Genomic DNA, 12,720 nt, shown 5'->3' on the forward strand with positions numbered 1-12,720 from the left:
AAAAGGAATAATCCCAGCTTTTTTATATAATTGTATGATCTTTTAAGTGGCACGGTTTGACCAAAATCACTGGCATCATCACTCCGAAATACTCACTTCTAATTGTCCATATAAAAAGTAACGATGTTACAACCGTTGTCAGTCCAAAAACCAAAGAAATATATGTCGGTAAATTTTCTATCATAATCTAATTTTTCATTTTAGGACGGTCGTTTTTTCCAATGACGGCTAACGTTCCGGGGCTTGGCGCAAGTTGGCGGTTACGATAAATTTCTAAAGCGGTAGAAAGGTTGAAGATAATTTCCCGCCAATTTTGCCAAACCTCCTGTTAGGCGTATTAACTTAGCGAAAAGCTGATGGCTTTCTTTTTTGCTGTATTACAAGAATAAAATTTGGGTTTAAAAGTTGGCTACCTTATGTTTTTTAAATCTTCGAATAATGTGTCGCTTTCAAGTATGTTTTTTTCATTATTAAAATCCACTTTCGATTTCGGCTTTTTAAAATACGCATTATATGAAAATGTTCGCCCTATTTGTATATGAGCTTGTTTATCTTTTTCCACTATTTGTTCTATTACATTTAAAGTATCATCATAACCTTCTTTCAACTTTGCCTCTTCTTTGTAGATATTTAAATCGTTCTCGGATTGCAAATATTTATAGATGCCATAACTCATTAACTCATCTGCATACGCCAGAACTTCATGGTCTGCTATATTCAGTTGTTTTTGATTTTGGACATGTCTATATATTCTATATGCAGTTAAAAGTTGATGATAAACGGCTGACTCTTTTTTTCCATCAAAAAGATCTTCTAATGGATGCTTATCAAAAGTTGATGCATCAAATATCTTCTGAAGAACACTGGCAATACTATTTTTTGCAGTTTGAGGCTCTTCAAAAAAGGTAGCAAACCAATATTTTATTACTGTTTCACTTTCAATACTATCATCGAACTTTAAACTCTCTTTTGAAAAATTTTCTCCACGTTTTGTAATGTAGTTGATCCCTGCGTTATTAAAAACTTCTTTAGTTAACATATTGAAGTCTTTATTACTTATTTTGTCTCTATAATTTATAGGAGTCTGAGTATTGGTCGCATCAGTAATTTTCTCGACCAAGGTTTTATCCTTTGTTTCGTAAATCCGTATGTTAACATAAATGTCCTTCAGTAAACCTGGATTTTTAATATAATTATTGTATAATACCCAACTAGTTTGAAGTCCATTAACAATTTGTGGATTTGTTATTGGTAACAAATATTTATCATCTTGGGGGCTTTTTGGTATAATCAGCTGCTCGCATATCACAGTTATACCATTATTAAGAAAGGGGAAATAAACTGCATCTTCTCTTTTGTTTAGTGTTTCATTCATCCTTTTATTCGCTCTAACCTTTATGCCTAAAAATGAACGGATATTTTCTTCAAAAAGTGATGCGATACTACCATTTGTTTGTTCTTCATAAGCCATTAATTGACACAATTCGGTTGCTGGAATTCGAAAATTTGCAGCTCGAATATCTTGTATTGCAAAAGTGTAGATTCCTTGACTGTCTAAAGCTGAAATATTTGATACCTGTGGATGAAATGTGAATTTAATTTCTTTTCTCTTTTGTCTAGATAAGTCTGCTACTTTTTCATATAAAGTATCTGAATCAACAATTAAAAAGTCGTTCTCCACATCGTTGTATGTTTCATATATCTGTTGATTATTTGCGTAATCAGGATCTATGTTTAAACCGTTGAAAATAAAGTAGAGTTTGGTTTCTATAACTATCCCTTGCTCTGAAATTTGTTTGTATTCATCCATCCAGCGTTTTAGATCGTCTATATTTTGCTTTCCAACTTTATTTCCATATGTAAATATGTCTCTGAAGTCACTTCTAAATTTATCAATTTCATTAGCCGCTAAACTTCGTTTATTCTTACATTGAAACACATGCATAACATAATATTCACCTTGGTCTTGAAACCAAATCCCATCAATTCCCCCATCTCTGCTTCCTTTTACCAAAATATTATCAAAAACTTCTTGGAACGGTTTATCTAGAAAAGCTGAAATAGAAAAGATTTCAAACGCTAAGTTTATATTTTGATTTTGATCAGCGCTTTGTGGAAATTGATTCGCCACTCTCGTTAAGTATCCGTTGATGAATAATTCTTTGTTGTTCATGTAATGAAATATTTCTCGAATTTACCATTAATAATTATATAATTAAATATTAAAGCCTCGACCATAGGAATATATCCGATTTTAACCGTTTATTCTCCGACTAGCTATTTTCGATTCCGCATCTTTATAGTGCGAGTAATAATTGGAGTAGTCCAGTTAATTTTTATATTTACCATATCCAGGCGAACAGTTGAAAGTACTGAAGTTCTATCGGTTTCCGATTGTTACTCGCGGCGACCTGGACTTTTATTTTTTTACCATGCGAGTAACAAAAAAACAACAACCAAAAATCATCCAAGAACTCCAACCGAACAAAACCTGTAAATGTGGAGCTTGCGAACCCAGAAAACCTAAACTTCCAGAGGGATTAAGACGATTAAAAGTTCAGCCAAAGTATATGCGATATACCTGGAGGAGCGCAGTCGTTCCACAGATAATGTTGCAAGGAGAGTGGTTACGTAAAACTGGGTTTGAATGTGAACAACACGTAATTATTACGGTTAAAAATAAGAGGCTAATTATAAAATTGGAGAAAGAATAATCAGTTAAAACTGTCGGCGCATAAAAAGTGTCGGCAGTTTGCCTATGAAATTAGCAGGTTAGCATTTTAAGAGGTATGCGTCCTGCATTACGCCTAACGCCCCAAGGCTTTACGAAGTTGGCAGTTAAGATAAATTTCTAAAAGCGGTAGAAAGTTTAAAGAGGATTTCCGCCAATTTTGTAAAGCCTTTGTTAGTGGCTGGCATATTCCGCCTTCATTTTGTTAAATAAATTGTTTTACAAACTTTCTTGCTGGTTCAAGTTCCTCGTCAGTATTTAAGTCTTTAGCTAATACTTCACTAACCCATTTGGGCCCGTGATTACCCACACTTTTTACAAAGCTTTCTAATTCTCCGACTTCAAGAACTAGGAACCCTTTCTCTTTAAGTTTTATTTGAATCCTTTCGAATGCTTGTGTTGCATTTCCACTTGGGATGTATGATTTTCCAACTTCCTTTGCTTCTGACCAAGCTGACGCTTTCTTTAATGCTCTTTGAATTTCATTTATTTTTTCTTTTGGAAAAATTCTTTCAGTTGTAGTATTGAACGTATTCTCTATATCTTTTTTTATGTCAGCAGTTAAAAATTCGGGTCTTTTTTGTTCAATTTCTCTTTTAACAATTTTCCAATCATTTTCAATATCGGCCCATGCACCACCTAAATCTTCAAATATTTCTTTTAATGGGTTAATGTCATTCAATACATCAAAGTCTGAAACAACCTTTATTGGAACATTAAGTTTTTTCAATGCTTTTATTGCTGTTGGAATTCTATGTTTACCACCGCAATGAATGAATAATATATCAGGAGCAATGGAACCTGTGTTATCAAATTGAGCGGATAATACGGCTGAAAAAAACCTGCAATCTGAATCGCTTTCGCAGATAACGACTTTCGAATGAAATAATCCATTCAATACATTTGAATGTCTTAACAAAGAATCATTCCAAATTCGATCAATATCTGAACTTGTTAATGAACTAACTTTATTTATAGAGCCATCTCGCTGTATGCGAATAATTCTAAGCTTACTTATGTTAGCATCTAAAAGTCCTTTGAGAAAATCTTCACTATGGGTAGCCAAGAACAACTGTCTTGCAGAAGGTAAATCTTTTGCAAGCATTTTACCTAAAAGCCTCGCTTGAGGCGGATGTAAAAAAGCTTCTGGCTCATCAACGAACAATATCGAGTGATTTGAAATAAATGCATTCAAAAGGACACCAACGAAACTTCGCATGCCATCTCCTTGTTCGTGAAGCAAATCTAATTTTTCTAGTTCCCTTAAATATGTAGAAGAGACTCTATCTTCACCAGTTTTTAGCTCAGGTTTTTCCCCTATGTAAAGCGGTACTTCACTACCAGCATTTCTATGAACTATTAAGTCGGCACCAAATGCTTGCCTAAAATAATCACTGAATCTTTGTTCAAGCAAATCATCTTTCTGTAGAAAATGGATTGGGTGCTGTATTGCTTGTGTTGTCAGTTTAATGTTTTGTGCTGGATTAGCTGCTTGAATTCTTTGCTCTGTCGAGAGTATATTAACGAATAGAGAATATAAATCACTTAATCCACCCTTATAATTTGCCCACCAATTTTTAGCCATTGGTTCATATATGTTATATCCAAATCCTTGATAATATGGGTGTGGATTTGCACTAAAATGTTTTATCGAATAGGATTGTAAATAGCTAAAAAAATCTGTTTCGTCACCTTCTTGTTCAATTGTAATGTCTTTTAGAACTTTTACTTTTTTTGTTTTGGCTTTAAGAAGTGTAGCCGCTTCCTTCAATGAGGCACTTTTTCCTGCATTATTAGGCCCAACGAAAACTACAATATCGTCTTTTTCAAATTGTAGTGTTGTGTCATCACTAAATTTCATTTCGCTTATCCAAATTCTTGTAGCCATATTATTTTCTTTGATCCTGCTTTTATTATTATAAATTACATTAACCTCTGTGGTTTAGCGAAAGTTGAAGCTCGTTTTTAATTCCTATGCAAGATAATGTTTGAAGTTGAATTTCCGTCATTGTTATTAATCCTATCTGTACTTAGGGAACATTTATTTAACCTGTTAATTTTATTCGTGTAAATCCGACTATTTAAATTATAATTCCCATCTTTATAATGCAATCTACGTTGGAGCAATCCAACAAATTTTCTTACTCACGATACACCCAGGCAAACTGGTGAAAGTCCAGCATCATTTCGGTTTTCCGACGTAGATTGCGGTGACCTGGGTGCGCGTTAAACTTTTTATAAAATGCAATCTACGAAAAGTCAAAAAGCCGCTTCTTCGAGCAAGCCAAAAATCATCCAAGAACTCCAACCAAACAAAATCTGCAACTGCGGAGCTTGCGAACCTAGAAAACCTAAACTTCCAGATGTCCAACGCCGATTAAAAATCCAGCCAAAATATATGAAGTCCACTTGGAAGGAGTCAATTGTTCCACAAATATTATTGCAAGGAGAGTGGTTGCGAAAAACTGGTTTTGAATACGACCACCACGTAATTATTACCCAAAAGAAAGGAAAACTAATTATTGAGTTGGAGAAAGAAAATTAAGTTAAGGTGTCGGGTAATTTGTCTGACATTTTATGAAAGCCGAAAGGTTTGCGCGATGAGGGATATGCGCCCAGAGTTACGCCTAACGCCCCACTGCTTGCCGAAGTTGGTGGGCTAGCGTTAAATTCCTAGGCAGTATAAAAGGTTAAAGTTGAATTTCCTACCAATTTTGGCAAACCGTTGTTAGGTGCAGAGTATGCAATTATTATTTATTTACTGATTTATAAAAGCTTTGCCCCATTTCTGTAACTTTGAAACTATCTAAACCATGAAATGTTGTTGGTGAATGACCACCGATCTGAATTCCTCTAGTCGTTGTTACACCAAATGTTATCAACCCTAAACTTAATAATACATTAAGTGACTCTTTTTTCAAATAATTAGAATCATTCAGACTAACCATAGTCTCATATTTGGTCTGTTGAGATAAGCAAAACGTATTTATTTCATCGAATATTTTCACGTCAATTGGTTCAAGGCTATCCAACGTGTCAATAAATATTTTTCTAATAGAACCATTATAATTCTTATCAGTAGCGTTTCCTAAAAGATTTGCCCACTTTGATAAAAGATCATCATTATCCTCTAGAGATGCTTTTTCAAGTATTTTATACCCAAACGAAAGATCTGTTGGTCTAGTATCATCTGACTTTACAAGTTTATATTTCTCTTCCAATTTTAAAGTATTAGCAATTCTTTTTGCCTTTATAGCATCACTATATAGAATTCCAGCCCCATCAACTAATGGTTTGCCTACTATTTCGGCAAAGAAATTCGTTAAACTTTCAACTGGTTTGGAATTGATTATATCGCCTACTGCTCCCATATATTTTGTTTTAAATTTTGTTTCTTCATTTACTTACTTGTAAGGTTCAATGTATACTGAATTCGTATTTGTTTTGCATTATAGTATCTTTTTTACCCATAAACTAAAATAATACAAACCTAAAGACACAAATGATGCAAAAAATAGATTAATAATCATAAGCCAAATTGCAGAAGAAACTGAATTTGAGTATTTATAGATTGGATAAACAAAAACAAGAAATACAATTAGACCACCGTATTCAGTCCATTTTTTCTTTACTTCTTTTCTCTCAGTTTCATCTTGGTATGTTATTACTTTTATTCCAGGCTCTAAAATGCTGATATTTAAATATGGATTGTCTTCAAAATCCTCAACAAGAAAATGAAAGATAGCTTTAGTCTTACCTTTTATAAGAGGAATATCAAACCTTCTGTGTCTAGTGACAAAATTTATTTCATTCTGCAAACTATTATTTATTGGTTGTTTGCCTTCGAATGCAATTAAATGTCTAGTTCTGACATCTTCAAACTTGTCATTAAAATCTTTCTCAAGAGATAGATCCTTTGTTAAATCATCATAAAGTAATTGGCCCTGATGCCTATATATCATACAGCCAACTGGAACCGAAAATTCAAACATTAATCTCGCAAAGTCGTTGTGGCTAGTATTAATTATTTCAGCAGAAATTATGTGTAAGTTATTAGAAGTCTGTCCATTGTAAAGTATCTGAATGTTGCCCCAATCTTGGCTTTGGAGAGAATAAGCCAAACGTTGGCCCCATGTTCTTTTTGTGAAAATTGATTTTCTATTAGTGTATTTTTCCTTGATTAAAAAAACAATGCCGCCAATTATAAATGTGCCAACGTATTTAAATATATCTAGTATTGCTTGAGTGTTAATTGTATCTGGCATTAATTATTTTTTAAGTTAAATTTAAACTAGCTTATTCAAGCTAATTACTATTAAATCTACACAACTTTATTGCATTTAAAAATTATCTGATTTTATCCGATTAACCTCCGACTACAAGATTTCAATTACTCATCTTTATAATGCGATACACGTTGTAGCAGTCCAACAAAATTTCATATATTAACAACATAGTTCAGGCGATCCGGTGTAAGTCCGGCCTAATCTTCGGTTTCCGACCTGTGTCGCAGCGACCTGGGCTTTTTAAATTTTTCATATATGCGACACACGAAAAATCAAACACCAAAAGTTATCCAAGAAATCCAGCCCAACAAAATCTGTAAATGTGGTGCTTGCGACCTAAGAAAGCCGAAACTTCCAAGCGGAATGCGCAGACTTAAAGTTTATTACAAGGCAGGCTGTACTGAAACAATCCCTGTAATTTTACTGCAAGGGGAATGGATAAGAAAACTTGGTTTTAATGTTCAAGACCATATTATTGTCTCCTAAAAGAAAGGGCAATTGATTATTAACCTAGAAGCGGAATAATTATCCATAAAAACTGTCGGCGCTGTAAAGTGTCGGCAGTTTGCCTATAACTGGAACGGTTTGCACGATGGGTGGGTATGCGCCCAGGCTTGCCACTAACTCTTAAATAGACGAAACTCTTCCTAAAAGATTAAAAGCCTAATTCCAAATAAACCAGTGTATTAACTTTAAATATTAGTTTCGTTTTCTTTATTGTTATTCAAATATAATTTATTTAAAATGATGTTTTTGGCAATTTTCATTTAACGTAGCCAAATTAACTATTCGATAGCTATCGAGAAACCAATTTTTCTTACTTTTGCACCATGGAAAGAGAAATCCTTGATACCAAGCGTAAGGCCCTAAAAATTAATTTGAACGAACAAATTTATGGGACTTTTGCAGAAATAGGAGCTGGGCAAGAAGTTGCACGTAATTTTTTTACTGCTGGAGCTGCCGCAGGTACGGTTGCCAAAACAATGTCGGCCTATGATATGACATTTAGCGATGCCATTTACGGAGCAGAAGCATCTGGCCGCTATGTAAGTCAGAATAGGCTCCTACAAATGCTAAACCACGAGTTTAGTTTATTAAATGAAAGACTAGTTGGTGAAAAATATGAGAACAGAACTTTCTTTGCTTTTGCAGATACGGTAACTACCTTAAACTTTAAACGCACCAATGAACCGCATGGTTGGATTGGTATTCGCTTCCAAACAGAACCTGGTGGATTGCCAAACGAGATATTCTTTCATGTTCGTTTACTCGATACGGATGTGAATATGCAACAGCGTGTGTTGGGTATTATTGGTGTAAATTTAGTTTATGCTGCTTTTTACCATCATCACGAACCAAAGGTAATGATCGAGTCGCTTGCCGATAATTTAACTGTTGGTTCGGTAGAAATTGATTTAATTTCTGTACAAGGGCCCGCTTTTGGAGAAGTAAACAATATCTTGTTAAATCTTTATCTAATTATGAAGGATTTTTCTGCAGCAGCAATTTTTGATGCAGATGCTCACCCTCGACAAGCTAAAGATTTACTTTATAAAAAGGATATCATGATTTTAAGGACTAAATACGGTCAGAAATCTAATCCTAATTTTAACCTATTTAATAAAGCAACAGAGCAATTTGTTCGCACCAATGAGGTAGAGGCAGGCAATTTAAGTGTAATGATTGAGGTGCTGCTTACCGATGTTTTAACGGAAGCCCAGGAAACGCCGGATGATATTGATCTGGAAACAGTTGCCAACAGGGCTGCCGATATGTGCAAAACAGGTAACTTGGTTATCGTTTCTAACTTTACAAGGCATAACCGACTGGCCAAATATTTAGATCGTTGCAGACCTAAAAGTGTGGGGATTTCGACCAATATTAATAACTTAAAGTTCGTATTTAACTCTACCAATTTCGGTGAAAATTATTCGAGCCAGTTATTGGCTTATGTAAGTGATATGTTTACCAAAAATGTAAAACTGTTTGCCTATCCATTTTTAGTTAAAAAGAACAATACGGTAATTACCACGGCTAATATGCCTGTAACGCCAGATGCTAAGCCATTATTTGAGTTTCTGTTAATTAATGGATACATTACCGACATTAAGGATTACAGTGAAGACGATGTAAAAACAGTTTAATGGAAAGTACCTTACATCCTCGAAATAGGCATCACTCAAGGTATGATTTTGCGGTTTTAACTAAAGAAAGTCCTGAACTGGCTAAGTTTGTAAGCTTAAACAAGTTTGGTGATGAATCGATTGATTTTGCCAATCCTGCTGCTGTAAAATCTTTAAATCAAGCGCTCTTAAAGCACTTTTACCAAATCGATCATTGGGATATCCCAGAAGGATATCTTTGTCCGCCAATACCAGGTAGGGCAGATTACCTTCATTACGCAGCCGATTTATTGGCTTCCTGTAATGATCAAATTATTCCTAAAGGGCCAAAGGTAAAAGTTTTGGATATAGGTATAGGAGCAAATTGCGTTTATCCCATTATCGGGCATCAGGAGTACGGATGGGGATTTGTGGGTTCAGAAATAGATCCAGTAGCCCTTAAATCTGCAAAGAATATCGCTAACATTAATCCATCCTTAAAAAATGCCATAGAGGTAAGATTGCAAACCGCTAAGAACACCATTTTTAAAGGAATAATACACAAACAAGAAAGGTTTGACCTGAGTATCTGTAATCCTCCATTTCATGCATCAGCCGCTGCTGCCTTAGCCGGCTCGCAACGGAAGGTTAGAAATTTAGGGAATAAAAATTATGCAAAGCCAACTTTGAACTTTGGGGGCCAGGCGAGCGAATTATGGACAGAAGGAGGAGAGGTTGGCTTTATTAGTAAGATGATTGAGGAAAGTAAACTGTATGCACAACAGTGTTTCTGGTTCACTACCTTGGTTTCGAAAAGTGAAAACCTGCCAGCAATCTATGCTATCTTAAACAGGGCAGGGGTGGTAGAGACAAGAACCAACAACATGACAACAGGAAATAAAGTCTCACGAATTGTAGCCTGGACATTTCTTAGCGTTGATCAACAAAAAGTATGGGTTAAGAATTGGTAGTTTCAAGCAAATTTAATATCTTGCAATATGAAACTAAATCGATTTACTCTTTTACTTCTTTTATTTCCATTATTTGTTCAGGGGCAAACTTCAGGCAATCCTATTTTTCCGGGATGGTATGCTGATCCGGAAGCCATAGTTTTTGGTAAAACCTATTGGGTTTATCCTACTTACTCTGCTAAGTATAAAGAACAGGTATTTATGGATGCCTTTTCGTCCAAAGATTTGATTACCTGGAAAAAGCACGAAAGAATAATTGATACTGCTTCTATAAAGTGGGCAAATAAGGCGATGTGGGCTCCCTCAATTACAAAAAAAGACGGAAAATATTATTTGTTTTTCGGAGCAAATGATATTCAGAGCGATAATGAATTAGGTGGAATCGGTGTTGCAGTTTCAGATAAACCTGAAGGGCCATTTAAGGATTTGCTTGGGAAACCTTTAGTTGATAAATTTTATAACAAAGCACAGCCAATTGATCAGTTTGTGTTTAAAGATAAAGACGGACAATATTATTTAATTTATGGAGGCTGGTCGCACTGCAATATTGCTAAATTGAATAATGATTTTACCGGTTTCGTTCCGTATCCTGATGGTACTACTTTCAAAGAAATAACTCCAGAGGGTTATGTAGAAGGATCATTTATGTTTATACGCGACGGTAAATATTATTTTATGTGGTCTGAAGGTGGCTGGACTGGGCCGAACTATTCGGTTGCTTACGCGATAGCTGATTCTCCTTTGGGTCCATTTAAAAGAATAGGAAAAATATTAAAGCAAGACCCATTGGTAGCGACTGGTGCCGGACATCATTCGGTGATACAAAATCCTAAAACCAAGCAATGGTATATTGTTTATCACCGTAGACCATTGGGAGAAAAAGATGGAAATCACAGGGTAACCTGTATCGACGAAATGTCGTTTGATGAAAATGGATTGATCAAACCAGTGAAGATTACCAAAGAGGGGGTAAGCAAGAGCAAGTTATAAAAACTTACTTGTATATGTCTTTAACTACTATTTCCATTCTACGCTCGGGTGCAGCTAAGGGCTTGAAGCCAAACTGTGCATATAACCCGTGTGCATCAAGGGTGCCAAGATAATAGATTCTGAGCCCTTGTAAATTAGGATGGAACATCATTAATGACATTAATTTTTTAGATAGGCCAAGTCCACGGTATTCGGTTTCAATGTACACATCGCATAGGTAGGCAAACGTTGCGCTATCGGTAACCCACCTTGCAAAACCTATTTGCTGGGTATCTTTATAAACGCCAAAGCATAATGAATTTGAAATTGACCTTTGTACAGTTTGCAAGGGTATATTTTTAGCCCAATAAGATTCTTCACTTAAATAACGATGAACCGCCGTAACATCAATTAAGTTAGAATCGTCAGAAAAGATAAAGCCATTTTCGGTAATTTCCATCTGTTAATTTCTCATATTGATAAATTGTAAGGGTTGTCCAAAATCTTCACTTCTGCAGAGGGAAATTACTTTCTGAAGATCATCTATGTTTTTGCTTTGAACACGAACCTGATCATCCATCATAGAAGCCTGAACTTTTAGCTTACTATCTTTTATCTTTGCTACAATTTTTTTCGCTGCTTCTTTATCTATACCTTCTTTTACTTTGATTTCCTTTCTGATCATATTGCCAGATGCAGCATGCTCTTTCCCAAAATCCAAACTATTTGGGTCCAAACTTTGTTTCATCATACGAGAAATAATAGAATCAGTTATCGCTTTCAAACGCATGTCGTCTTCCGTTACAATGGTTACCGTGTTTGTTTTTTTATCTAATTCTATTGTGCTATTAGAACCATTGAAATCATAACGGTTTAAAATTTCCTTTTTTGCATTGTTAATTGCGTTATCTAAAGTTTGCGCATCTACTTTGCTTACAATATCGAAAGTTGGCATAATGAAGGCTTTTTTGATTATAATTGATAGATTTATTAAAAATACTTTATGCTACAAAATAACATAAATAATCTAGCTAAACATAAAAAAATAAAGATATGAAAACGAATAAAGCAAAATCGGCTAAGGGTTCTTCAAAAAGAACTACTAAAAAGGAGTTAGAACATAGTTTAAAAGTTAGGTTCTTAGAGGCTGTAAAAAGCCTGGGGCATAATGCAGAGGTGATAGGCGACGATATAGCGAAAGCGAGTAAGTTTGTTGCCAAAAAGCTTTCTAAGAAGTTTAAGGGCTTAAAAGAAGCGGTAGAACAAAAACTAGAGGAAGTTAAAGCAGATAAGAAACCTGCCGCCAAAAAAGTTAAAATGGCAAAGAAAGATGCACAAAAGTTGGTTAAAAAAGTAGATAAGACTGTGTCAAAAGTGGTTAAAAAAGCTGCTAAGAAAGCTAACCCAGCTTTGAGTAGTGTAAAGGTTGCCGCGATAGCAACAGAAAAAAAAGCTGAAGAGATTATTAAGCCTGAAGTAACAACTGCAACTAAAGCAAAAGCGCCAGTTAAAAGAGTTGCGGCAAAGCCAAAAGTAGCTCCTAAAGTAGCTCCTAAAACTGCCCGTAAGTCGCCAGCTAAAAAGCCAAATAATTAACAATTACTTAACAATTAAATTTGCAGATTTGAAGATCCTCTGATTAATGCCTGAGGATTTTTTTA

At 34.9% G+C, this 12,720-nt stretch carries 13 protein-coding genes; 7 read left to right on the forward strand and 6 right to left on the reverse strand.

Going from position 1 to position 12,720, the window contains the following annotated elements; all coding sequences use genetic code 11:
• Positions 1 to 409: 409 nt before the first annotated feature.
• Positions 410 to 2,173, reverse strand: a complete 1,764-nt coding sequence (locus tag BM207_RS17965; protein ID WP_090997764.1) for an AIPR family protein — start codon at positions 2,171 to 2,173, stop codon at positions 410 to 412.
• A gap of 259 nt (positions 2,174 to 2,432) precedes the next feature.
• Between BM207_RS17965 and BM207_RS19475 the strand changes: the two genes are divergently transcribed.
• A complete protein-coding gene (locus BM207_RS19475) occupies positions 2,433 to 2,714 on the forward strand; it encodes a SymE family type I addiction module toxin (RefSeq protein WP_090997767.1) in 282 nt (93 codons plus the stop codon).
• A gap of 222 nt (positions 2,715 to 2,936) precedes the next feature.
• Here BM207_RS19475 and BM207_RS17975 read toward each other — a convergent pair whose 3' ends face one another.
• Entirely contained in the window at positions 2,937 to 4,619 is a 1,683-nt protein-coding gene (locus BM207_RS17975; RefSeq protein ID WP_090997771.1) for an ATP-dependent nuclease, read from the reverse strand.
• A 354-nt stretch (positions 4,620 to 4,973) separates the two neighbouring features.
• Here BM207_RS17975 and BM207_RS17980 point away from each other — a divergent pair, with 354 nt between their 5' ends.
• A complete protein-coding gene (locus BM207_RS17980) occupies positions 4,974 to 5,276 on the forward strand; it encodes a SymE family type I addiction module toxin (protein ID WP_090997773.1) in 303 nt (100 codons plus the stop codon).
• 205 nt (positions 5,277 to 5,481) lie between these two features.
• On the opposite strand, the gene BM207_RS17985 is transcribed toward BM207_RS17980, so the two are convergent.
• Both BM207_RS17985 and BM207_RS17990 read right to left on the reverse strand, forming a co-directional pair.
• Positions 5,482 to 6,102: an Abi-alpha family protein gene (locus BM207_RS17985; protein ID WP_090997776.1), complete on the reverse strand. Its 621-nt coding sequence runs from the start codon at positions 6,100 to 6,102 to the stop codon at positions 5,482 to 5,484.
• A 78-nt stretch (positions 6,103 to 6,180) separates the two neighbouring features.
• On the reverse strand, positions 6,181 to 6,996 hold the full coding sequence (locus BM207_RS17990) for a hypothetical protein (RefSeq protein ID WP_090997779.1): 816 nt from the start codon (positions 6,994 to 6,996) through the stop codon (positions 6,181 to 6,183).
• 276 nt (positions 6,997 to 7,272) lie between these two features.
• Here BM207_RS17990 and BM207_RS17995 point away from each other — a divergent pair, with 276 nt between their 5' ends.
• The 4 genes from BM207_RS17995 (at position 7,273) to BM207_RS18010 (ending at position 11,080) form a co-directional block, all read left to right on the forward strand.
• Positions 7,273 to 7,503, forward strand: coding sequence for a hypothetical protein (locus BM207_RS17995; RefSeq protein ID WP_090997782.1), 231 nt, complete (start codon positions 7,273 to 7,275; stop codon positions 7,501 to 7,503).
• Between the two features lie 344 nt (positions 7,504 to 7,847).
• Positions 7,848 to 9,161: a nicotinamide mononucleotide adenylyltransferase gene (locus BM207_RS18000; protein WP_090997785.1), complete on the forward strand. Its 1,314-nt coding sequence runs from the start codon at positions 7,848 to 7,850 to the stop codon at positions 9,159 to 9,161.
• Positions 9,161 to 10,090, forward strand: a complete 930-nt coding sequence (gene rlmF, locus BM207_RS18005; protein WP_090997788.1) for a 23S rRNA (adenine(1618)-N(6))-methyltransferase RlmF — start codon at positions 9,161 to 9,163, stop codon at positions 10,088 to 10,090. The genes BM207_RS18000 and rlmF overlap by 1 nt, the downstream gene beginning before the upstream one ends.
• 27 nt (positions 10,091 to 10,117) lie before the next feature.
• The gene (locus BM207_RS18010) at positions 10,118 to 11,080 is read left to right on the forward strand and encodes a glycoside hydrolase family 43 protein (protein WP_090997791.1); all 963 of its coding nucleotides are present in this window, start codon (positions 10,118 to 10,120) and stop codon (positions 11,078 to 11,080) included.
• A 4-nt stretch (positions 11,081 to 11,084) separates the two neighbouring features.
• On the opposite strand, the gene BM207_RS18015 is transcribed toward BM207_RS18010, so the two are convergent.
• Complete coding sequence (locus tag BM207_RS18015) at positions 11,085 to 11,519, reverse strand: GNAT family N-acetyltransferase (protein ID WP_090997793.1); 435 nt, start codon at positions 11,517 to 11,519, stop codon at positions 11,085 to 11,087.
• A gap of 3 nt (positions 11,520 to 11,522) precedes the next feature.
• Positions 11,523 to 12,014 (reverse strand): YajQ family cyclic di-GMP-binding protein, encoded by a 492-nt coding sequence (locus tag BM207_RS18020; RefSeq protein ID WP_090997796.1) that lies wholly within the window; start codon positions 12,012 to 12,014, stop codon positions 11,523 to 11,525.
• A 98-nt stretch (positions 12,015 to 12,112) separates the two neighbouring features.
• Here BM207_RS18020 and BM207_RS18025 point away from each other — a divergent pair, with 98 nt between their 5' ends.
• Positions 12,113 to 12,655 (forward strand): hypothetical protein, encoded by a 543-nt coding sequence (locus BM207_RS18025; RefSeq protein ID WP_090997799.1) that lies wholly within the window; start codon positions 12,113 to 12,115, stop codon positions 12,653 to 12,655.
• Positions 12,656 to 12,720: the final 65 nt, after the last annotated feature.

Source organism: Pedobacter insulae (assembly GCF_900113525.1).
Lineage (GTDB): Bacteria > Bacteroidota > Bacteroidia > Sphingobacteriales > Sphingobacteriaceae > Pedobacter > Pedobacter insulae.